The organism is Aquimarina gracilis, from assembly GCF_035285365.1.
GTDB classification, from domain to species: Bacteria; Bacteroidota; Bacteroidia; order Flavobacteriales; family Flavobacteriaceae; genus Aquimarina; species Aquimarina gracilis.
On the sequence record NZ_JAYKLX010000006.1, the window covers coordinates 174,854 to 198,239 of the forward strand.

Here is a 23,386-nt window from a genome sequence, read left to right on the forward strand (position 1 = left end):
ATAACCACATATCATAAGTAAATTTCTTAACCCGTTATACTACATCTGTTTTCTCTATCGTATATGACTTCCAGCATTGATATCTATTGTAGCTCCTGTCGCATGATCCATAAGCCCACTACACATCATACCAATAATGGGTGTAATATCTTCTGGGGTAGTTAATGTATTCAATGCTATTTCGTCAAGTATTTTTTGCTCTCCATGATCTTTAATAAAATTCTCGGCCATCTGTGTTCGCGTAAACCCTGGGGAAACTATAAACGATTTGATATTATGTTTTCCGAAAGAGCGAGCGACACTTCTGGCCAGGGAAACAATTCCTCCTTTGGATGCAGCATAGCTCAAATACTCCTCTGTTTCTCCTCTAAAAACAGCTCTGCTTCCAACATAAACAAACCGCCCCTCGTTATTGACCAAAAAATGATCAAGACCAAGTTTTGTAAGTAGTCCTACAGCGTTAAGATTAATATCTATAGTTCTTTTCCAAATGGAGTACCAGTCCTCATAATCATCGGTAATTGGATGTGATAAAAACACTCCTGCATTTAGTATTATAACTTCTATTTTACCAAATGCAAGCTTTACATCTTCAAATAGTTTAACTACTTCCTTTTCAATAGATAAATCTGCTTTAAATGTTTTTGAATTGGTCTGGGGATACCTTTCTACAAGTTCGTCGGCCGAAAACTGATTAGAATTATAATGGACCGCCACCCTTGCCCCCATTTTCATTAAAAAATCTGCCGTTGTTTTACCTATTCCATCAGATGCCCCGGTCAGCAATACTGTTTTACCCTTTAGATTAATATTTATCATGATAGTTGTTTAGTTATAAAAGTAAGAAATGAATCTTTGATTAATAATACAAAACCTAAAAGGCTTCATTCAAAATGGGCGAAATTATTGCTTAAGAAACCTCAATAATATTAACTAAGAACCGTAAGAGATTTTCATTAAAATACCGTATATTTAAAGATAGATCCCTTCATTGTCAGAAAGTTATATTTTTTTGACAAAAACGCACATGTCACTACTTTAAAATCTTTAATTCAAAATTATTATGAGTATTTCACAAGCCTCTCCTAAAAGCAAGAGGGAACGCCCTAGCTTTAAGGACAAATACGACAATTATATTGGTGGAAAATGGACCAAACCAGTAAAAGGAGAATATTTTGACAATATTTCTCCAGTAGACGGAACAAGTTTTACAAAAATTGCACGATCAACTGCAGAAGATATCGAGTTGGCAATCGATGCTGCATGGGCAGCTGCTCCCAAATGGAACAATTCTTCTGCAACTTACCGTAGTAACTGCTTGTTAAAAATCGCTAACATTATGGAAGAAAACCAGGAAGTCCTTGCCCGATCGGAAACCTGGGATAATGGTAAAGCATTGAGAGAAACAATGGCCGCCGACCTTCCTTTGGCGATTGATCATTTCAGATACTTCGCTGGAGTAATCCGGGCTGAAGAAGGTTCTGTAAGTGAATTAGACTCAGACACTGTATGCTTAAATGTTCAGGAACCCCTTGGTGTTGTTGGGCAAATTATTCCTTGGAATTTCCCAATACTAATGGCTGCCTGGAAAGTTGCTCCTGCACTTGCTGCCGGAAACTGTGTTGTTTTGAAACCTGCAGAACAAACACCGGTGGGTATTATGATCTTAATGGAACTTATTGAAGGTATTCTTCCTTCAGGTGTACTTAATGTAGTTAACGGTTTTGGAATTGAAGCAGGCAAACCACTTGCTTCTAGCCCTAGAGTTAATAAAGTTGCCTTTACCGGGGAAACAACTACCGGACAATTGATTATGCAATATGCCTCAAAAAACATCACCCCAGTAACACTAGAATTGGGCGGAAAGTCTCCAAACATCTTCTTCGAAAGCATTATGAAAGCTGATGACGAGTTCTTTGACAAAGCTATTGAAGGAGCAGTAATGTTTGCTTTAAATCAAGGTGAAGTCTGTACTTGCCCTTCCCGAATTCTAATACAAGAAAGTATCTATGATAAATTTATAGAACGCGTTGTAGCACGAACAGAAGCTATAAAACTAGGACATCCTCTTGATCCCGAAACGATGATGGGAGCGCAAGCATCAAATGATCAATTCGAGAAAATATTGAATTACATCAATATTGGAAAAGATGAAGGGTGCGAGGTTCTTACCGGCGGTAATGAAGCGTATGTTGAGGGATTAGAAAAAGGATACTATATCGAACCAACATTACTGAAAGGAAATAATAAAATGCGGGTTTTTCAGGAAGAAATTTTTGGTCCTGTAGCCTGTGTTACCACCTTTAAAGATGAAGCCGAAGCTATTGAGATTGCCAATGATACCTTGTATGGACTTGGTGCAGGAGTATGGACCAGAGATATGCATCAAGCTTACAAAATCTCAAGAGCAGTGCAAGCAGGTCGTGTATGGGTAAACTGCTATCATCATTATCCTGCACATGCACCATTTGGAGGTTACAAAAAGTCTGGTATTGGTAGAGAAAACCATAAAATGATGCTTAATCACTATCGTCATACCAAAAACATGCTAATATCGTATGATAAAGAGCCGATGGGCTTTTTTTAAAATGTAAGCTATGATTGCAAGGGTTAAAATCACTGAGGCTGCAAAGGCCATTATCGATACCCTAAGAGAGCAACACGGGGAGTTGATGTTTCATCAAAGCGGAGGTTGCTGTGATGGCTCCTCCCCAATGTGTTTTGAAAAGGGGGAATTGATGATCAATGAAACCGATGTGTGGCTTGGAAACATTCATGGATGCGACTTCTACATGTCCAATGATCAATTCGAATACTGGAAACATACCCAATTAACAATAGATGTTGTAAAAGGCCGTGGGGCAAGTTTTTCTCTTGAAATCCCTTTAGGCCTGAGGTTTGTCACCAAATCAAGAATGTATTCTGAAGACGAAATCAAAAATTTGAGTCCCATCCACAAAGGAGAAGTCACACAAACTATATAAAAGCTATCTAGTATATACTAAAACGTTAAATTCTATATCATCCGAAATGACATCATCTCCCAGATTGTCATAAAAGCTTCCTGAACCATATTTTATATTCCAACGAGTACGATTTATAGAAATTTGTGACGTAAATAAAGTTACCCCATTTTCAAACCCAAATTTACCCGAAAAACTAATAGGTTGCTTTATGCCTTTTATAGTAAGATCAGCATCAATGTCTACTACGGGATATTTTGAATTATCCATATTAACAATCTCTAATTTTGCAATAGGATATACCTCTACTTCAAAAAAGTCTTCATTCTTAAGATGATCAATTAACATTTCATTATACTTCCCATCGGTATTCACTATAGTGCTCATATCTATGTAAAACTTCCCTCCTGTAGGCATCCCATTTGTAATTACCCACTCACCTTTAGATAGCTTTACTGTTCCAAAATGTTTATCCAGTTTTAAAGCATAAAAAGCAGTCCAATTGATCACACTTTGTTCAATATCAATAGCTAGATTCTCTACTAGTATTTTTGGTCCTATACTTTTTTTAGCAAATATATCAATGAGTTCTATTTCATATACCAATGTAGAATCGGGATGAGGAAAAGTAACATTGCCTATTCTCTTACTTAAAGAAGGCGGAACTATTAGTTTTCGGATTTCACCTTTTTGCATACCCTGAATTCCTTCGTCGACACCTTTAATCACTTGATTGCCCCCAACGAGTATTTTGATTGGGTTTGGTAATTCTTTTGATGAAAACACCAACGAATCGTTGATATAACTCGTGGTTTCATGAATTAGAACCTCATCTCCTTTTTTTGCAAAAGTGCCAATTCCTTTTTTCAAAATTCTATATTGCAGTCCCGAATCTGTAGTTATAAAATCGCTATTCTCCGTATTCTTATCCGAGCAACCAAAAATTAATAACACAAGTAAAGTTGTAATATTTAGCTTTACAAAATTCTTAACAAGACAATACCCATTACTATTCATATTTATTTTATTTTGTTGAAAATTAATTTGAATGCTAAATATAGATTTCGAGTTATGTCAACATTATAAATCAATTGTAAAAAAAGTGTAATTTATTTGTAAAACTTATTGTTTAAGATCTTATGCACACTATAAATAGAGCTAAAACAGGAGTAACAGCAATATTGATAATCGTGTTATCGATATGGATACTATTTAGTTTTGTCGAAAAAGAAAAAGAAACATATTATCCTGAAAAAGCAAAGATAATTCTTCGAGAAATTGGTAATAGGTTATTATTAGCAAATAAAGATTCTATATCCCTAGTACTACCTATTAAGCAGATAGATGAAAATGAGTTTGAAATTTCTTTTCAAAAAGAATTATCAATCAACCCTGATTCTTTGGCCGCAATTACTAACTCGATCATAAACAAATCAAACTTAGTAACCGATCACATTATCGAGGTGCAACATTGCAAAACCAAAGATGTGGTGTATAGTTATCAAATTTTAAAAACAAATTCTGATACTCTTATTCCGTGTTCTGGTCGTATACTTCCAATCAATTGCTATACTATTCGAATCTTGCTTGTACCAAAAGAAGCGAGCAAAATAGGTAAAAGCATTTATCCTATAACAACGCTTAGCTTGTTGATCATTTTTATCTCTGGATCTTTTATTCTATCCAGAAAAAACAATAAAGCATCCGAAAAAAAACTAAAAGATTCTACAAAAATTGGAAAATATACATTTCATATGGACCAACAGATTTTGAAATTTGAAGATCAAAGTATTCCCTTAACCACTAAAGAAACTGATCTACTTAAGATTTTTTATAAACACCCTAATGAAGTAGTAAAACGTGAAAAATTAGCTAAAGAAGTATGGGAAGATCACGGAGTAATCGTTGGACGAAGTTTAGATATGTTTATTTCAAAGCTTAGAAAAAAACTAAGCCTGGATTCATCAATAAAATTAACCAATGTGCATGGTGTCGGCTATAAAATGGAAATGTAGCTAAAAACACAAAATATCGAATTACTTTGCGATTCCAACTAAAACCCAAATCCTTTTGTTGGATTCATTTTCCCAATTACCTAGATCCTTTACCTCTTTAATGATGGAGAAACCAGCCTTCTCTAATTCAGACTTTACATATTTTATGGATAATGTATGTGCTTTCATTTGTTCTGACCTGGTTTTATTACGCATATGGCTTTTAAACTTCTCGATAATCACGACTCTTCCATCAGGTTTCAAGGATCTTCTTATATGATTTAAAATAGCCATATAATCATCCATTTCATGATACGTATCCATGACTATCACAGTATCCAATGATTCCAGTGGTAACTTTGGGTTATCATAATCTCCTAATATTGTTTCGACATTGTTCAAATCTCTATCTTCCAAATATTTATCAAGTTTATCCAATCTATCTTGTCGCACATCTACGGCATATACTTTACCAGATTCTCCAACTTTTCTGGACATATGTATGCTTAAATATCCTTCATGACATCCTATGTCTGCAACAATACTACCAGATCTGACACCTGCCAAATCAAATATCTTTGGTACGTCCATCCAGGAATCTCTTTCTTCCCAATCATTCTCGATATATTGTGCCATTCCCTTTTCTATCAATAAGGCCGAGAATAAAAAAAATAAAACCTTAATTTGTTGTTTCATGCTTTCCCTTGTTTATATATGAAATTCATTTTTACTGTTTTCAAATTAGTTTTTAATTAAATCGGAAGTATCTATTTTATGAAAAGTTTGGGTTTTTGGTAACTATTATTAGGATTTCACATTACTTCTTAAGGTTATTGAACGAATAAAGTATATGTTAATATTTGCCTACATCCCCTATTTTAAAGGTGAAATTTGTTAATATTTGTTAAAATAGTACCTTTTTATACATAGTACTGTAACGAATTTAATTTTCGAACGTCTAGTAGGTATATAACAATTAAAAAACATACATCATGAGAACATTAAACAGCAATCAAATCACGAGCAAACCTACAAATACCAACGGTTATATCTGGAACAGTAAAAGACGCTACAGATAATTAAAATATAATTCTATCAATCAAAAAAACAATCTGAAATTATGAGAACATTAAACAGCAATCAAATCACGAGCAAACCCACAAATACCAACGGTTATATCTGGAACAGCAAAAGACGTTACAGATAACATAAAACATTCATCAATCAAAAAATCTATCTACCATGACAACATTAAAAAATATCAAAAAGAGAATAAAAGAGACAAGTCGAAAACGCAATACCTTCTTAGGTTTTACTCAAAGTGGCCATGACTACGAATATCACATCCGAATTAGACCAAACCGCTACGCTTTCTAAGCCAATTGATCATTGACCCTAAACAAAAAGGCCAGATTTAATAATAAATCAGGCCTTTTTTAATGTCTTATAAAGATATACTTATTTATCTAATTTAGTATCTGCTTCGAATTTTGATCCCTCTGGAGCGCGATATCCAGCAAAAGGTAGCTTCAACAATTTACTGATCTTAGCATTTGAATCAACATCTGGATACGTATCAACTCCATACACCAAATCTTCATTTCGTATTTTGGCAAACGTACTAAAAATTCGATCCCAAATAGAAAAAATATTTCCGTAATTCGTATCTGTATACGGCAATACATAGTGGTGATGTACCTTATGCATATCTGGCGATACGATTATCCAGCTTATCATATCGTCTATTCTTTTTGGTAACGAGATATTTGCATGATTAAATTGTGACAATACAACCGATAAGGACTGATACAGCATAATAATCCCGACTGGAGCACCAACAATAAATACTCCTAGCGTCGTAAAAATAAATCGTATTACACTTTCACCAGGATGATGTCTATTGGCAGTAGTAGTATCGACATGATTATCTGTATGATGAATTAGGTGAAACATCCATAACGGTTTTATCATGTGTTGCACATAATGCGCCAACCATGCTCCAATAAGATCCAAAAGTGCTACACCCAAAAGTACTGTCGCCCAAAGTGGTAGATCGAGCCATTGTATAATCCCGAACTTATTTGCAACCGTCCAATCACTGGTTTTTAATAAAATAAAGGCCAATACAAAGTTTATAACAATAGTAGTAAGGGTAAAGAAAATATTGGGCCAGGCATGCTTGAATTTCTTATAGTTAAACTTGAATAGCGGTGCTGCGTATTCTATCAACCAAAAAAAGGCTATCCCTCCTACCAAGATGATACTTCGGTGAGAAGAAGGTATTGTCTCAAAATAATTCATTATCGTTTCCATGCGCACAAAATATTGCATTTTTAATAATTAGGCAATACTTTTTTTGATATTATTACACATGTATAATACATCCATTGCATTATTCTTTAAAGGAGTAACAAATACTGAATAGTACTCAAAAAAAACTTACATCATAAAGGAAAAAAAAGTACCCCTAAATCAACTGCTCTTTAATCCAGCTTCTAGCCGTTTCAAGATCTTCAAAAGTGGTTATCCCGTCTTGAAAGAACATGTTTTCTATTTTTACGCTTGTTGCTTGAAATCGATTATAAACAACTGCAGCAAAAGCTTTTAAATTAGGAAAAACTTCTTTTATTTTCATATAATCTGTGGGTTCAAGAGAATACGAGTTGATACGATGAGAAATATATCCAAAAGGTCGACCTTCGAAGTGTACGTTTGTAAGTTTGGAAAGTTCGATTGCTTTATTATGATCAAAACAAATTCCTTCGGCAACCTCGATAATAAGATAATTTTCAAAGAAAAAAACCTTTCCGATTTCAAGATTATATCGTTTAACTAGCTCTTCTTCATTAATAAATTCTGGCATCCTACACTCTTATTTACGTCATTAATCAATTCTTTCGTGAAGTGATATTATCTTTTCTAAAATTAATCGAGGCACGAAAATATACAATAATCTAATATAGGTGACATTTTTATAATTTTGATAACATTTGTTTAGTAGTCTATTACACCTTATCAAGCCCGATCTAGTAAGAAATTACCGTTTATGTAGTTGACCCAGGAATATTGCCATTAATGTTCCAACCTCTACTTTTCAGGTTATTGTAAGCATCTAGGCTGGCAGCTGTAGGGTTTTCGTTACCCGAATAATTAAGTGTCCCGCTAGATTTTCCGAATTTATCAAGATCTATAATGATTTTATCAATAACCGCAGCGTTTAATTGATTATCATTACAACCAACAATTGTGAGTTCTTTATTATTGGAGATGTCCAGGGCAGTTAAAAGATTTCCTCCACATGTAAATCTTGATAGTTTAAAGTTATTACTGACATCAATTTCTGCAAGTTTATTATTGTTACAATAAAACCATTGCAAAGCCTCTTTATCGGCTACATCGATATTTGAAATCTGATTATTATTAAATTGAAAATATCTTACCAAAGGATTATTACTGATATCTAATTCGGTTAACTGATTTGAATTACAATACAAATAGTAAATTTTTGGGTTTTTAGAAATATCCAAAGACGTTAAGTTGTTTGCGCCACAATGAATATTTGCCAATTCTATATTCTTTGTAACATCAAGAGTACCTATAATATTGCTATGACAATTTAAGTTCGTAAGTTTTACATTCTTACTTACGTCCAAAGTCGAGATTTGATTTCCAGCACATGTTAAACCTATAAGACTTAAATTATTGCTAACATCGAGTTCGGTTAATTTGGCCGTATTACAATATAAATATCTTAGTTTTGTATTCTTACTAACGTCCAGGGTATTGATGTCGTTATTTCCTATGTTTAAATTATCTAGCTCTAGATGTTTAGATACATCAATAGTGGTTCGATTATTCCCGATACAGGAAAAAACTCTTAATTTCAAGTTATTACTTATATCATAGTTCCCCAAAGAAGGGTTGTAACTTGTATTAAGGTTTAAAAGTTCTTTGTGAGGTGTAACATCTATAGATTGTAGATCGTTGTAATAGGCGGTAATATATTGGAGTTTTGTGTTTGCACTTATATTTAACGCTGTTAATTTATTTTGATAACAGTTTAAATGTGTTAACTCTGGATTATTACTTAAATCAATTGCGGTAATTTCATTTCTATAGAAACTAAGTATTTTAAGCGCAGGATTTTTTGTAACATCAAAGGTTTGAAGAAGGTTAACACCACAGTTAATGGTTTCCAATAATATATTGTTAGTAATATCAATTGTAGAAAGTTGATTCGAATTTATCCCTACTGCTTTTAACTCAGAGTTTTTAGAAAAATCAATTGATTTCAGTTTATTGTTTGGCACGTACAAGTTAGCCAATTTATCATTGGCAGTAGGGTCAAAAGTCTCTAATTGATTCCCACTTGCGTATACAGTTGTAAGCTCTGGGTTGTTGTTTATATTTATAGTTGTAAGGCGATTGTTCTGGCATTGAATCTGAACTAAATCTATGTTATTTGATAGATCTAATACTGACAATAGGTTATTATTACAGTACAATGACCTTAATTTTCTATTATTAGTTAGGTCTAATTCCTTTAGTTCATTTATATAAAGGTTAATATTTGTGATGTTCCAGAAGTCTTTTAGGTTAATTTCTAATAAAGGAAATCGTTGTATTATTAATGAGCTTATTCTTCGACAATTCTTATTATCACGTATTATTGCTCGAGCTATATTGGTATTTTTGGAGAGATCAAAAATCAGTGTTCGAGAACCGGTGGGAACTTCTTGTTGTTCCAGGGTTGTATTATTATCCAAAAGTGAAATAAGTGTTCCTTCTTCAGTGTTTGTATACCGTATTGTAAAGTTATTGGCTTTACTTGTTGTTTTAAAGAACTCTATATCTCTTACTCGATCATATATCAGATTCTCCCCTAGATAAACACGATTAACTGGTCTTTCTCCAAGTCTGGGGTTTTGTATTTTTATGTTACCTATTGCTAAACTCACGCTAAAAGGTTATTTAAGACTACGTATATTATTTTATATTACTCCCCCTGGTACATTTCCAATTATATTCCAACTTTTATTTTTTAGGTTATTATAGGCTATTAAACTTGAAGCGGTAGGATTTTCATTACCAGAATAATTGAGATAACCATTAGATCTACCATGATTATCCAAATTGATAATGATGTCATCCACAGACTGTGCGGTTAACTGATTATTAGAACAATGTACATTGTTTACAAGTGCGTTTTTTGATATATCAAGCTTGGTCAAAAGATTATTATAGCACGAAATCAACGTAAGTTTTGTATTTTTTGAAACTTCAAGAACAGCAAGCTTATTGTTATTACAATACACCCATTCTAAACTCGAGTTAGTATTTAAAACGAGAGATGTTAATAAATTACTCTGACATTGAAGATAGCGTAAAAGTGTATTATTGGTTAAATCCAACTCTGAAAGTTGATTGTTATTACAATAAAGGTGCGTTAGTTTGGTGTTTTTAGAAACATCTAGGTTAGTTAATTGCGTTACTCCACACTGTAAATAAGTCATCTCTACGTTACTTGTCACATCCAAAACCTCTAGAGGGTTATTACTACATTGAAGCGTTCTTAATTTTACATGTGGACTCACATCGATACTTGTAATCTGATTTATCGAAAACCCTAGACCTTGCAACTCGAGATTATTACTGATGTCCAGTTCTGTTAAACCTGTAGAGTTACAATAAAGGTATCTTAACTTAGTATTTTTACTCACATCCAATACTCCAAGTTCATTATTACTACAATTAAAATTATCGAGTTCTAGGTGTTTTGTTACATCAAGAACAGTACGCTGGTTATTATTACAATAAAAAAGTCGTAATTTTAGATTATTACTGATATCATAATTCCCAATGGGATTATTAATTGTGTACAACGTAATAAGTTCTTTATGAACTGTCAAATCAAGTGATTCTAACTTATTATTATATACGTATAAACTTTGCAATTTGGTATTCACTTTTAGATCAAGTTGTGTAAATAAATTTTCGTGACAGTTTAGATGGGTTAACTCCAGGTTATTACTTAAATCCAGATTGGTAAGCTGATTTCGATGACAATTAAATGATCTTAGTTTTATATTCTTGGTAACATCTATAATGGTTAATTTATTTTGTCCGCAACTAAAATTTTCAAGATTGATATTTTTAGTTACATCAATGGATGGTAACGAATTAGTGCTAAGATTTAAGAATCTTAGCTTTAAATTTTTAGAAACATCTATACTTTCTATTTTATTCGAGGACAGACTAAGATTTTGAATATCCAAGTTAAGGCTAGTATCAATACTTTTTATTTGATTAGCATCTAAATATATACTTACAACCTGGGAATTATTAGTTATATCCAAAGAGGTTAACTTGTTTCTTTGAAGATTTAATTGTGTTAGTAATCTGTTCTGAGAGATATCTAATGTTTCTAAGCCATTCAAATAACAAGTAATATTAACCAACTTAGTGTTATTAGTAACATTTAAAGCTTTGACACTATTATTATAGAAATTTAGATTGGTAATATTCCAAAGAGGGATTAGATTTACATTAGATAATGGAAAGTTCTGTACCACTAGATAGGTAAATCGTCTAAGATTCTTGGGATCTGTGAATATGAACTTTGCTTCACCTTTATTTTCAGACAAATCAAAAGTTTCCCAAAGTGATGACCCAGGCCTAATATCTCGTTGCGCCAAATTTACATCATCATTAACGACTATCATTTTCGCTCCCGAAATTTGGTTACTGTATCTAAAAGCAAAGTTAGTAGCCTTACTATTTGTAGAAAATAGTTCAATATCTCTTACTCGATCATATACTAAATTATTCCCAAGATAAACTCTATTAACCGGAGTAGACCCCAGTCTAGGATCTAATATCTTTATGTTTCCTATTTCTAAACTCATACTGTCATTGGTGGTTCTGGAGGAATAACCTCTTCAACAATAAAATACAGTACATCTTCTTTTTTTGGTCTAAGGGCATTGTATTGTTGTTCTGTCCCGCTCCAAACTTTGACAACTGAATTTGGACTAGTTTCTTCAAGCGTAATAGCCCCCTTAATATCTATTCCGTCCGTTGCAATTGTAGTTAAAGATCCCGTAACATGTACCTCGTTATCTTTTGTTTTGAACACTTTTACCTGATGATTTGGTCCAGCAATTTGATTACTCGTCCCTTCAGGGATATGAACAGAAACTAGATCACTGCCTTTAAACGTAACCTTTCCAGAACCTAATTGAAGAATATCCACATCGGTTCCAGAGGTGAATTCGCTTGAGGTAACATCTATCTCAAAATCATTAACAGCGTTATCAATAAAGAGTGTTTTTCCATTATCCAACGAGGTTAGTTGATAGAAGTTTCCTCCAACTATTTTTTCTATTCGATTAACACTTTCTCTTTGATAATTTAGGTAAAATGAAGTATTATTAGGTATATATGTTGCTCTTGACCCATATAGGTACAAAGTATACTCCAAATCGTATGCAATATAATTTCCGTATGCAGGTTGTGCCCCATCAATAACTCTAAATTGATTGTAATTTGTAGATATGGATGCCCGGGATTGTGACTGCAAATGTCCTGCATCTCGGGATGTTCTCACTCCTTCGATTGGTAAAGCCTCAGCCTTTGATGCATCCCCCCTCCTAATGGGTGCAAGCATGGCACCTTCTTCTATTTCAATTGCTTTTAAAAAAATAGAGCAACCATTAAAATCAATATTAATCTTGGTTTTATCCACTAAAAGACGATAGAAAGTTTGCCCTTTTTCGTTATTATAAGAAGAAATATAAATTAACTCTGTATTATATGTACTATTATTAGAATAGTCTTCTAATAAGTCTCTAGTAAAAAAAACAAGATTATAAAAAACCGTATCATATAAGTTTTTCTGTTTACGTTCTAATAAACTGTTTTTATTATTAAGCTCATATATTTCATCTTCATAACTTATTTCATTAACACATAAACTTTCCGTAGTAACTTCAGATCCACCTACTCCATATGTACCTTTTCCAAGTTTTAAGAAATAACTATATTTTCTCATAATTTCTTTACTATTTCTAAAATTTATTTATGTATTCATATTCCTTATTAGCCAACAAACATAATATATGCCACTGTATAATAAGGAGGCCTTATATCAAAGGCTCTATTACCACCTCTATTGTTAGTGGTAAAAGAATGTGTATGGTTTTGTTCGTAATTGGTTGTACGATCCTTATAATAAGCATAATTATCAAAATCTCTACCTTCATTTGAACCTGGGTGATTTCTAGGTCCTTCAAGCTTGTAAGGCGGATTAATAGCATGGGCCTCTGCAAAAAAAGCATCCTTATACCCATGACGATGTCCTCCTCCACCTCCTGTAGAACCCGTATGGTTGTGGCTTGGCAACTCATTTACCGTAAGGGTAACTTGTTTTCTACCCCACCTTTCACCAATTTGATTTTGTCTTATATCACTTGGGTCATATCCAGCCAAAAACATTCCTCTTAAATCCGGAGTCCCATTGGTACCGTCGCAAAGCTGAAATCCCTTTGGAACACTATTAATAGAGCCAGAAAATGGTAAAGGTACTTTCCGTAAAAAACTTAAAAAATTAAAATAATAAGGTTTAAGTCTAGAGAAATCAAAACTTTCCATCCCATCTGCACCACACTTAGCATAACGTTTTACATAGGCATCTTTATCATCTAATACTCCATCTATATCAATATCCAAATTGTATTTGGCAGGTTCTCTGATCTCATATATAGACACTTTGGTATTATATGGTCCAGCAGCAAAAGGAAGATATTCTCCGTTTACAAAAATGGTTCCTCCGCTTACATTGCTTCCATTTCTTTCAACGCCTTCAATAATTGCATGATTTCCAAAAGTTTTACCAATAGCACTTATGGCATCACTAGGAGCTGATTGTAAAAACTCGAATGTTTTGGTGGTAAGCCCAAAACCACCTTCTTCAAATATTACTCTATCCATTGTATTTTGTATGTTTTACTTGCTATTCTATAATAATCAATCAATGCTTTCATTCTTAGAATGAAAGAATTAAGTGCCACTTCATTTTCGGGAGCGATATTTTTTGGCACTAGTACTACAAAACTTACATCTCTAGTCTCAAAAGCACTACCATCATAAATAAAAACCCCACCTTCATTGGGTGTATTCGAATCCACAAAAAGATACTCTTCTCGTTGTTCTTCATAGACAAATGTGTAATTAGTGAAGCTTCCTCCTATAATTTTGATCCTTCTTAGATCTTTGTCATATGAATCATTTAATACTTTCTGTAAATAAACCACCTGACCATTATGAAAAACTTTATAAGCTGCTTGTTTTCTAAACTTTTTGAACGTAAACAATAGCTCATATAGAGGATACACCAATAATCGTAACCATTGTACATGAGCAACTTTTCTCCCTACAATTGGCAACAAATCAACGACCATTTTGTTATAATCTATTTCATATATCCTATTCCTGCTTTCCATCCGGTAAATAATTTACAATAGTATTGTCAACATCCAGACGCATATAACCTGCTTGAGCTGTATAGGTCTCATTGATCAATTCGTAATCCTTTGTACCGTATTTTGCCGATCCTTCAACAATACTACTCCACAATACTCCATCTATCCTTTGCAGTCGATCATCAAGTTTACTCAAGATTAATGAACCGTTGAACTCTAAGTTGTATAAAAAATCTTGTATAGCAGCGTTTACGGGTTCATCCGGTTCCCCTTCTTTTCCTACGATCCTAATTCCGTTTTCATCTAACACCTGCGAATCGTAAGCTATATTGAGAATAAGTTTAAGCGTATCAGCAGGTTGAGATACTACATTAATTCTTACGCCGGCGTACCTAATTAATTCCATATAGCGTCTAAATGCCGGCAACTCTAATTCTTGATCTAATTGGGCGAGATCTCCTCCTTGTTCTTTTGCCACTTTTATGACTAGCACATTACCTACTTCTTGCACAGCGGCATACTTTACAATTTTACTCGCCAATACTTTAGACTGTTCGACCCCGGTATTATCATATACATCACTTTCACCCAACGAAAAACCAAATTGAAAATCTAGAGCTTTTTTTCTATACCAGCGAGCCGTTCCTATTTGATTTAAACTAATCAACTCTTCTATCTCCTGTTGATGCACATCAAATAAGCGCTCAAACACCCAAATAGCAAATGCTACTATATAAATCCATAACCTCCAAATAGAAACACGCGATGTAGATGTTAATCTCGCAATGCTTTTTTGTTCGTCATCGGTTAAGATTTCCAATGTGCTTAACTCGGGAACCCTAGTTAAACGATCCAACATGGATTGTTGTATCTCATTTATACTTCTTGCCATTATCTTATCATTAAAGCTATCTCATTAAAAAAACTATGACCAAATTTCACAAAGTTTATGATATTTCAGATTCAAAAAACCTTTCCTCCAAATCAAATTCAAAAATCACATTCTCTTCTTCTCTAACTTCTATGGGAGGATCTAAACTATTAATTGCTTCTGCCACAGCAAGTAGTGGATCACTTGAAACATCATATTGTATTACCCCCAAATCTACAGTAACTACAATATTATTTTGAACACCTCTATCTTCTTTAGTATCAATTGCATTGCGAATACTCTCTAATTCTTCAGTTAGATTTTCAACATATCCAATTGAAACCATTTCTGGGGGAATGTAGTTTTCTAGATTCGCTAGTTTATTAGATAGTTCAACTGTAAAGTTGACATCCGTTAGTACTTTACCCGGAATATTTATTACCCTTCTATCTAGTTCTGACTGTAAATTTGTTATTTGAGCAATCTCAAAAGTATCATCTTGTTTTTGGATTCTAATTTCGCTAGCATCAGATAACTTAATGCAGGTATTCCCATTGTCATCTACAATGATACCAGTAATAATGGCCCCATCGTCAATATGAAAATAACTGTCTATTAAATCTCCAAACTGATTTTCTGTAGGCCTGTCACCCGTTTCAAAAAAAGTCTTTAATATTTCTCTCGCTCTTTTCACAAGTATATAATTTTGTAATTTTCTTCGTTTATAATCTAACTGTCGTAATCGACTTCGTCAAAATTAATCCCACCCTCTCCTATATCAACAGGATTAATACTACTATCATCTGAGATAATAAAATCATATCCAACTACCATACAACCAATACCTTCACAATCGATTTCAAGATCACCGTTGTATGATGTAGCTGGCTCAACATTATTACGCTTATAATAACTAAGCCTTTGCAGGTCAATTTTTTTTATTCTAGGAAGTTCAATTTCCTGAGTAACTGATAGTTCATCGGTTACACTTAAACCATTCTGTAATGCCAATTCAAATATAGCCTCAGGTGTTCCGTACTCCTGCAATCCAATATCTAATAGTGATTGATTATGTTGTATTGTAACTGACTCCATATATTTTAAATACTATAATTATTCCAGATAATTTCCGTCAATAGTGATGTTACTCATATCAGACACATCCAAGACTTTTACATTAAAACCATCATATGTTAATTGCTTTTCTACTTCTGCCTCCAATCTCAACCTATTGATCGTATTATCACCTTTTAGGTAACGTTCTATCCCGACTCCTAGAAGTGGATGCTCTTTATATTCTCCCTTTTGAGCTAACAAAATATGAGAGATATGCTGTTGATCAGATTCACCAATCTTAAAATCTCCCTCTTCAATAATGATATCTTCCTCTATCAAAAAATCCTTCATATTTTATTCTTTTTCTAAGTAATTTTTCCTGTTCCGGTTCCTGCTCCTGCACTTGTAGTTACGGCAGTCTTTACATCACCCGCAAGTATGTAATTGTGTATTGCCGTAGCAATATCATCAGCCATTTTCTGTCTGGATTGATCAATAATACTTTCTATATCTGCCTGATTATCATTACCAGGGTCAATTTCAGGCAACTTCGATGCGTCTATTAATGCTTTTTTTATCGCCGCTGCAAGTGTGGTTTTAACTAATGGCATTTTATTATTATTTTAAAACTTCACCTAAATCTGTTTTTACCTTTTGCAGGTTACCAATATTTGGGCCCGTACCTTGTACTACTACTATCTTTGCTACTTCGTCAACAAAAGTTTGTAAGGTAGTAAGCAAGTCGATTTTGTCATTTTGAACAAAAAGGCCATCTGTAGACAGGTTTATCTTCGCTTTATCTGTTACAGCCTCAAAAGATTCATTATTTACTTTTACCTGAGTAAGCTCTCCAACCTTAATATCTACAAACTCATGAGTAACACTAAGATCAATATAGGAATCATCATCAGAGGGCTCTTCTCCTTCTTTTAAAGCCTTCTTGAACTTCACTAGTACCTTCTCAACTTCTGAATATTGGGATACAAAGGCATTAGTTTCTATTCCTTCTATGATAGACACCAATACCCAACTACCTAATCGAGGCACTACAATAATACCCTCATCATATTCATTTATCGAAGCCTTAAGTCGTACATTATTATATTCTAATACATCAAAATAATCAGCAGCATTACTTTTTTCAGTTGGGTTATTGTACGTTCCTTTATCTAATGCATGCTTTATATTATTATACTCCACAACATCTGATATTTTACGCACAGAAATCGTATAGTTATTATCGCCGATTTCATTTTTAACCACTATAGCAGGAAAAGTACTAATACGATTCTTTTTTGAAGCTATGGTTTTAATAATGTCTGCGATTTCGCTCATTCCTATAAAATCAAAAACAATTATGAGTTTACCTTTGTAGCAAGCCCTTTTTTATAAAGATTACTATTACGAAGTAACAATTTTAACATCATGCAACAAAGCATTTTGGCACCCTGTTGCAGTAGCTGCAATATTTTATTATAAATAATCTGTTTCTTACATTGATTATTGCTGAAAAGACTTTCTTTAAAAACAAAATCTTATTGTTTTACAACGGTTTATCACATAATGCATTAAAACAATTCGTATTTTTGGCATGTGTTTTGAAATAAAAACTGAAAACAATACCCTACTTATGAAAACTATATATAGTCTACTTATAGTATTCCTTATAGCCCTAACTACATATGGGCAGGAAACCAAGCAAAAACATTATCTACAGGAACTTATTGATAAATACAAAATGATGGAACCTGATAGTGTGGTGGCTGATATGCTGGGGTTAACAAAAAAATGTGGACAAGCAGACTTTGAGCAATTTGAAAATGACATTTTAAATAGCATTACCAAAGAAGATTCTTTGTATATAAAACATGCCTTTAAAGATACAGTAAACCTAAGAAAAGAAGTAAAGCAAGATATTACTAACTTTTATAACAAAGAAGGACAAGAAATAATAGGTTATTTTGACTATAAAAGTAAAGGATACATGTATAGACGTTTTCAAATAAAGCGAAATGAAAAATTGATCTATAAACTTAATTGGGGATTAAAAGGAAACATTAAAAAAGAAGAAACTTATTATTATAAAAACAGTAATAGAAAGAAGCTTCATATACGCTGGGTAGGAGATGGTTCAGAATACCCATATCAAACCTACAAATCTGAATATTATAGCAATAAAAGTAATAGATATTCAAAAAAAACCTATTTTATTTATGAAAATCGATCTGCAACCAATAGAGATCGTTATAGCCAATCAAAACCTGTTGCGGTAAATCAACATACGGGAAAAGAATATCCATCAGAATTTATAAAACAACCAGAAATAAAAGAGTATAATACTTCTATGTTTCTTGTTTCTTTTAACACTGCAAGAGAGCTAATAGGTCTGGATTTTTTCAATTACAGAAAATATTGTAATCAAAACAAAAATTAGGGTGTATCCCTTCTCGAAAATATTAGATTAGTTTCTTGCTTTTGTTTAGAAGTAGTGTTTTCAGGCTTTTTGACATCAAACCTTTTCCCCAAAACAATGACTTGTCGAAACCCTTCTACCCCGAATTGGTAGGTAACCCCATCTACAAAATAATCTAATCCATTTTTAACAATATCTTCTATATTGGTAGTCTTATCTTTTTCTTTTAAATCGGCTACCAATTCTTTGGATAGCATCCCATCATAAAAACTATTAAGATTTACAATATCCCCATGTTTTACCAGAGGGGTGCCAAACGTAGTCATGCTCCCCCTGAATCCATTATATACAATTGAAGTCAATTTATTATATGCCAAATTTTTTACTTCTTCTCTTACCTTCTCAACATTTTGCGAATCTGCATCGAAACTTGTAAAGTTTTTTTCAGGACCAAAGTACTTAAACCTTTTTACTTCTCCACGATTACCAAAACGATCTTTGGCTATATTAGTATCTATAATATTGGTTTGAGGTATATCATTAATGTTTTTTGTTGACGTATCACTATTATTACCATTTCCCCCTGTATTTGCTGTATTACTATTGTTTCCTCTCGACACACTTGTACCTGTGGTGTCTTTTATTTCGTCATTACTACTAATTACAACATTTTGTTTTGAGTGAAATTCATAGCTTACAGTAAGCGGGAAATCTTCTTCTGTACGGTAAACCAATTCATCTTCTACTACGTTGCCTTTGGGACCATAAAAATGAAATACTTTTTCATTTTTTTTATCCTTAGTGACTTCTGTCTTCATATTGTATGGATTACAGCCAATTACCATGATTGGTAAACCTTCTTCAGAACGTTCACCAGGTTTTACATAACTCATAATACCATAATCATCTCTTAGCTTTTCTAAAATTTGTATAGAACTAAGGTTATCATACGCTACTGCTCCCAGACCAATTTCAGAATCTTCCAGCTTTGTGCCCTCATCCGTTTCAAATTCGAAGGCATAGGATAAATCTCCTTGTTTTAAGCGTTCGGCATAAGCAGCAGAATCCGAAACAAACTCGGACGGGTTAGCAAAGAAATTTCTAATATCTTTTAACAGAGCATTATCTTTGGACCAACGATGTCGTAATCCCTTATATTTTAGCATTACATCCTCACATGTAATCTCTATAGGTACTCTACCTTTTATTTCACGAACATATCCTATAAATACTGGGGTTATTTCATCATTATACCCCAGTTTGATAGTGACCTCATCTCCAGACTTAATAACATTAACTAACTTGGTAACTTCCCAGGTTTCTTTATTTTCGTTATCAGAATTGTTGTTTTCATCCTTAATTCGAACAAATCTAGCTCTTCTTGGCAATTTAACTGTCGCAGTATCTGTAATGGTACGCCACGAAGTAATCACTTCTATCTCGTGTACCTCTCTAAAAACATATGTACCAATAGTTATTTCGCAATTCAATCTATACATAACAATTATACTATATAATTCTTGAAGCTATATTTTTAGCTATATTTTTAGCCTGCCCCCCTAGGCCTTCTTCTACCTCAAGGGGTATTTCAGAAATTGCCGTAAAGGTAAAAGGTTGAATGTTTTTGATTCCGTCATTAGAAGGAAACTCATATGAGGTAACCACAATCTCGAAGATACCCATACGTTGTAATAATGCATTAATTACCTTAAGGGTTGTGTTTTTTTCTAGAATCTTACGTAATTGTACTACCTGACCTACAGGATATCCATTACCAGTTGATGCCAAAATACCATTAACAGAAATTTCATGATCTCCATTAGAAATGAACTCTTTAACAGTATAATCTCTACCGTTTACCGCAGTCGTAACAATATTTTTGGATCGACTTACACTTATAGAGACCCCATCGATACGAAATCCCAAAGCCGCTCCTAACAATCCACCACCCAAACTTGTTTCTCCAGTAGCAACTTCGCCGGCCGCCCCTTTGAGACCGCCTACGATATCTTCTTTTGTCAATTCGATCACCAAAGGAGCAAATACAGGTAAATTAAACGAGCCTCCTGCCATCAAAAACTCATCCACTTCAGTAAGGTCCTTAAGCGGTTCAAAGAAATACTCTTCGGTTAAGCTTCGTAAACTACTAGTGTAGTCGCCAATATTTGTGCTCGTTAAAATGTTTGACACATTACGTACTACACTTCTTTTTTGACTAAGTTTCAGGGAATTAATTAGATTTGGTATATTATAGGTAAAACTCATATTTATTCTATTAGTGTATTATATATTGACAGACTTCATCAAGTATACCTGGTTTCCTGGGCTCTTTCTACATTTTGTAGTTCTTCGAGAAGAAGTTTCTTTAAGATTTCTCGAATCTCTGCAGAAGATTGTTTAAGATGCGTCACATTAATATTGAGTGTATCAATTAAGGACCCAACACTTATTTGTCGCCCTCCTCCAACACCACCTCCCTTAGGTGATAAATCTCCCTTCTTTTCAAAAGCAATTTGTGGTCCTACATCATGCTTACGCTTCATAATTGTACCATCCTCTGTCTGAAAGAGTTTAGTAACTTCCATTCCTTGAAACACATCCAGAGTAAGCTTACTACTTTCGTCTGCACCTACTTTATATCCGGCATCATAAGTTTCATCCATCTTGTCCCATGCTTTCTCAATCCCAACCGCCAGTTTGACTCCACTTTCTGCCCCTGTAAAGTCAGACAAAGCTTGTTTACCGGCAGCTACGGCACCATCCCAATCTCCTTCAAAAAATTTCATTACTGCGGTACCAAGGCCACTAAATCCAGAAATTAATTCTTTAATCCTGGTGATGACAAAATCTAGTATTACTGATCCAAAGGACTTCAGTACATCCCAAACTCCTACTATAGTTCCTCTAAATTCTTCAAAATTATTCCAGGCATAAATAACAGCACCAGCCAAGGCGATCACTCCTGCAATGACTAGCCCAACAGGATTTGCAGCTGCAGCGGCATTAAATGCCCATTGAACAACCTCTGCCACTGCCATGACAGAATTTAAAATTCCTTGAGCAACAGATGCCATCCCGATGGCATCTGAAAGGCCATTATATAGGCCAATTGTGTTTTCATTAATAGGCACAATTTTTTGCAATCCCTCGAGTCCTCCTTTTAGTTTTTCAATACCTTTACTGCCCATATCCATACCTTCAATAGTGTTATCGACACTTTTGAATACTGAAGCCAGACTTTTAGCTACTTTCCCTCCACCTAATTTCTTAGCAAACTTATCGTACTTGGATTCTGCTTTATCTACTGCTTTTTCTGCCTTATCCGAAGCAACTTCTACAGTATTAGTCACAGTTTCTGTAGCAGAGACCACTGCTTCTGTACTTGATTCAATAGCTTTAAAAACCCGCTCATGAGTGACTTCTACATCACCAATTTTGGTAATAATTTTATCATAAGTGGCAGTCATATTCCTTAGGGAATTGATAGCTGCGTCGTAAGATGCGGAACCCATTATACTTTCTTTATCCATGGATTTGTTTAATATTACTCTTCTCCAAACGCCTTAGTCAAAGCACTAGAAATAACATATTCACGCCTTCTGTCTAAATAATCATTTAGCCATAAAGCTTCTCCCAATTGTCTTGAAAAATTTTCATCAGAGAGTTTATACGGGTCATTTTTAAAATAATACCGTATTAACGCTGCTGCCTTTAAAAGTTCGTCCTCTCCCTCTTTTTCTGAAAGAAGAAAAGGATCTAAATCTTTTTTGCCTTTGCCGCTTTTGGTTGCGTTAAATCTGCAAAAGCTGTAATTACAGAAAGTTTAAGATCATCATCTTGCACTACTTCTTCATCTCCACCCAGGTAACAGTTTTTAAAAAGCACCTCTAATGCCTTAAACTCATCTGTTTTTGACGTTTGTAAAACAGCAGCTCTTGTAGCCATCGTAGGCTTTCTGAAATAAGCAAACCTAGTTTCTCCCTCATCATTTTCTACTTCGACTTTAACAAGCTTACCATATTTATTTTTCCAGGTATGTAGTTGAGCTTCCGTTATATTTCCATCAATAACTTTTGTGCTATTGTTAATTTCTACCGTTGCATCCATATTCTTGTTTTTATTACTACTTAAAAATGTTCAATAATTAAAAATGAACCTATTAATTCCATTCAATATGAGATACTATCAAATCCAGTTGGACTTCAATTTTTGTATCTCCTTGTTTCATATCCCTTTTATTCGTTTTAAATTCGCAGTTGCGTATAACATGTGTAACCACATCGCTAGAAGCATCATCCAGAAAACTTACCTTCACATCAAAAATAGGAATATCCTGTAAGCGTTTTCCCTTTGGCAATGCCTGTTGAATAGCTTCCACCTCATAATTATATAAGGTCATAGAAGCTTTTGCTTCATATTTTCCTCTACCACGGAAAACAGGCATATCACCCGATCCATAATGATTTTCTTTTACTTGGGAATCATCATAACTAATAGCGGTAACCCCGGTAACAATTCTGTCTAAAACATTTACTTCTATCGAAGACCAACTATGACGTTGACCGTTTATTAATGGTATTTGTGTCATTTCTACTTGATTTAATTTTTAA

General features: G+C 33.7%; 25 protein-coding genes. 4 read left to right on the top strand and 21 right to left on the bottom strand.

Features of this window, described 5'->3' with window-relative positions; genetic code table 11:
* Positions 1-54: 54 nt before the first annotated feature.
* Positions 55-819, bottom strand: coding sequence for an SDR family NAD(P)-dependent oxidoreductase (locus tag U6A24_RS13575; protein WP_324180530.1), 765 nt, complete (start codon positions 817-819; stop codon positions 55-57).
* A gap of 244 nt (positions 820-1,063) precedes the next feature.
* Here U6A24_RS13575 and U6A24_RS13580 point away from each other — a divergent pair, with 244 nt between their 5' ends.
* Positions 1,064-2,587 carry an aldehyde dehydrogenase family protein gene (locus U6A24_RS13580; protein WP_324180531.1) on the top strand — a complete coding sequence of 508 codons (1,524 nt, stop codon included), beginning with the start codon at positions 1,064-1,066 and terminating at the stop codon, positions 2,585-2,587.
* 10 nt (positions 2,588-2,597) lie between these two features.
* Complete coding sequence (locus U6A24_RS13585; RefSeq protein ID WP_324180532.1) at positions 2,598-2,984, top strand: DUF779 domain-containing protein; 387 nt, start codon at positions 2,598-2,600, stop codon at positions 2,982-2,984.
* A 3-nt stretch (positions 2,985-2,987) separates the two neighbouring features.
* Here U6A24_RS13585 and U6A24_RS13590 read toward each other — a convergent pair whose 3' ends face one another.
* Complete coding sequence (locus U6A24_RS13590; RefSeq protein WP_324180533.1) at positions 2,988-3,980, bottom strand: YceI family protein; 993 nt, start codon at positions 3,978-3,980, stop codon at positions 2,988-2,990.
* Between the two features lie 122 nt (positions 3,981-4,102).
* Here U6A24_RS13590 and U6A24_RS13595 point away from each other — a divergent pair, with 122 nt between their 5' ends.
* Entirely contained in the window at positions 4,103-4,978 is an 876-nt protein-coding gene (locus tag U6A24_RS13595; RefSeq protein WP_324180534.1) for a winged helix-turn-helix domain-containing protein, read from the top strand.
* A gap of 21 nt (positions 4,979-4,999) precedes the next feature.
* Here U6A24_RS13595 and U6A24_RS13600 read toward each other — a convergent pair whose 3' ends face one another.
* From U6A24_RS13600 to U6A24_RS13665, 14 genes are all read right to left on the bottom strand, one after another.
* Positions 5,000-5,653, bottom strand: coding sequence for a class I SAM-dependent methyltransferase (locus U6A24_RS13600; RefSeq protein WP_324180535.1), 654 nt, complete (start codon positions 5,651-5,653; stop codon positions 5,000-5,002).
* Positions 5,654-6,415: 762 nt separating this feature from the next.
* Positions 6,416-7,270 carry a sterol desaturase family protein gene (locus U6A24_RS13605; RefSeq protein ID WP_324180536.1) on the bottom strand — a complete coding sequence of 285 codons (855 nt, stop codon included), beginning with the start codon at positions 7,268-7,270 and terminating at the stop codon, positions 6,416-6,418.
* 154 nt (positions 7,271-7,424) lie between these two features.
* Positions 7,425-7,820: a hypothetical protein gene (locus tag U6A24_RS13610; RefSeq protein WP_324180537.1), complete on the bottom strand. Its 396-nt coding sequence runs from the start codon at positions 7,818-7,820 to the stop codon at positions 7,425-7,427.
* Between the two features lie 181 nt (positions 7,821-8,001).
* Positions 8,002-9,915: a hypothetical protein gene (locus U6A24_RS13615; RefSeq protein ID WP_324180538.1), complete on the bottom strand. Its 1,914-nt coding sequence runs from the start codon at positions 9,913-9,915 to the stop codon at positions 8,002-8,004.
* A 33-nt stretch (positions 9,916-9,948) separates the two neighbouring features.
* A complete protein-coding gene (locus U6A24_RS13620; protein WP_324180539.1) occupies positions 9,949-11,862 on the bottom strand; it encodes a leucine-rich repeat domain-containing protein in 1,914 nt (637 codons plus the stop codon).
* Positions 11,859-13,007 (bottom strand): hypothetical protein, encoded by a 1,149-nt coding sequence (locus U6A24_RS13625; protein WP_324180540.1) that lies wholly within the window; start codon positions 13,005-13,007, stop codon positions 11,859-11,861. The genes U6A24_RS13620 and U6A24_RS13625 overlap by 4 nt, the downstream gene beginning before the upstream one ends.
* A gap of 47 nt (positions 13,008-13,054) precedes the next feature.
* Positions 13,055-13,945, bottom strand: coding sequence for a hypothetical protein (locus U6A24_RS13630; protein WP_324180541.1), 891 nt, complete (start codon positions 13,943-13,945; stop codon positions 13,055-13,057).
* Positions 13,933-14,457 carry a hypothetical protein gene (locus U6A24_RS13635; RefSeq protein WP_324180542.1) on the bottom strand — a complete coding sequence of 175 codons (525 nt, stop codon included), beginning with the start codon at positions 14,455-14,457 and terminating at the stop codon, positions 13,933-13,935. Before U6A24_RS13635 ends, U6A24_RS13630 begins: the two co-directional genes overlap by 13 nt.
* Positions 14,441-15,328, bottom strand: coding sequence for a nucleotidyltransferase (locus tag U6A24_RS13640; RefSeq protein WP_324180543.1), 888 nt, complete (start codon positions 15,326-15,328; stop codon positions 14,441-14,443). The genes U6A24_RS13635 and U6A24_RS13640 overlap by 17 nt, the downstream gene beginning before the upstream one ends.
* A 55-nt stretch (positions 15,329-15,383) precedes the next feature.
* Positions 15,384-16,001, bottom strand: coding sequence for a hypothetical protein (locus U6A24_RS13645; RefSeq protein WP_324180544.1), 618 nt, complete (start codon positions 15,999-16,001; stop codon positions 15,384-15,386).
* Between the two features lie 35 nt (positions 16,002-16,036).
* A complete protein-coding gene (locus U6A24_RS13650; protein ID WP_324180545.1) occupies positions 16,037-16,402 on the bottom strand; it encodes a hypothetical protein in 366 nt (121 codons plus the stop codon).
* A gap of 18 nt (positions 16,403-16,420) precedes the next feature.
* Positions 16,421-16,714: a hypothetical protein gene (locus tag U6A24_RS13655; RefSeq protein ID WP_324180546.1), complete on the bottom strand. Its 294-nt coding sequence runs from the start codon at positions 16,712-16,714 to the stop codon at positions 16,421-16,423.
* Between the two features lie 14 nt (positions 16,715-16,728).
* Positions 16,729-16,974 carry a hypothetical protein gene (locus tag U6A24_RS13660; protein WP_324180547.1) on the bottom strand — a complete coding sequence of 82 codons (246 nt, stop codon included), beginning with the start codon at positions 16,972-16,974 and terminating at the stop codon, positions 16,729-16,731.
* A 7-nt stretch (positions 16,975-16,981) separates the two neighbouring features.
* Positions 16,982-17,698 (bottom strand): hypothetical protein, encoded by a 717-nt coding sequence (locus U6A24_RS13665; RefSeq protein ID WP_324180548.1) that lies wholly within the window; start codon positions 17,696-17,698, stop codon positions 16,982-16,984.
* A gap of 295 nt (positions 17,699-17,993) precedes the next feature.
* On the opposite strand from U6A24_RS13665, the gene U6A24_RS13670 reads away from it, so the two are divergent.
* The gene (locus tag U6A24_RS13670; RefSeq protein WP_324180549.1) at positions 17,994-18,797 is read left to right on the top strand and encodes a hypothetical protein; all 804 of its coding nucleotides are present in this window, start codon (positions 17,994-17,996) and stop codon (positions 18,795-18,797) included.
* Here the strand turns inward: U6A24_RS13670 and U6A24_RS13675 are convergent.
* The 5 genes from U6A24_RS13675 to U6A24_RS13695 form a co-directional block, all read right to left on the bottom strand.
* Positions 18,794-20,275 carry a hypothetical protein gene (locus tag U6A24_RS13675; protein ID WP_324180550.1) on the bottom strand — a complete coding sequence of 494 codons (1,482 nt, stop codon included), beginning with the start codon at positions 20,273-20,275 and terminating at the stop codon, positions 18,794-18,796. The genes U6A24_RS13670 and U6A24_RS13675 overlap by 4 nt on opposite strands.
* A 10-nt stretch (positions 20,276-20,285) precedes the next feature.
* Positions 20,286-21,041 (bottom strand): DUF6046 domain-containing protein, encoded by a 756-nt coding sequence (locus U6A24_RS13680; RefSeq protein ID WP_324180551.1) that lies wholly within the window; start codon positions 21,039-21,041, stop codon positions 20,286-20,288.
* Between the two features lie 38 nt (positions 21,042-21,079).
* Complete coding sequence (locus U6A24_RS13685; RefSeq protein WP_324180552.1) at positions 21,080-22,306, bottom strand: phage tail tape measure protein; 1,227 nt, start codon at positions 22,304-22,306, stop codon at positions 21,080-21,082.
* 226 nt (positions 22,307-22,532) lie between these two features.
* Positions 22,533-22,883, bottom strand: a complete 351-nt coding sequence (locus U6A24_RS13690) for a hypothetical protein (protein ID WP_324180553.1) — start codon at positions 22,881-22,883, stop codon at positions 22,533-22,535.
* 52 nt (positions 22,884-22,935) lie between these two features.
* A complete protein-coding gene (locus tag U6A24_RS13695) occupies positions 22,936-23,364 on the bottom strand; it encodes a hypothetical protein (protein ID WP_324180554.1) in 429 nt (142 codons plus the stop codon).
* Positions 23,365-23,386: the final 22 nt, after the last annotated feature.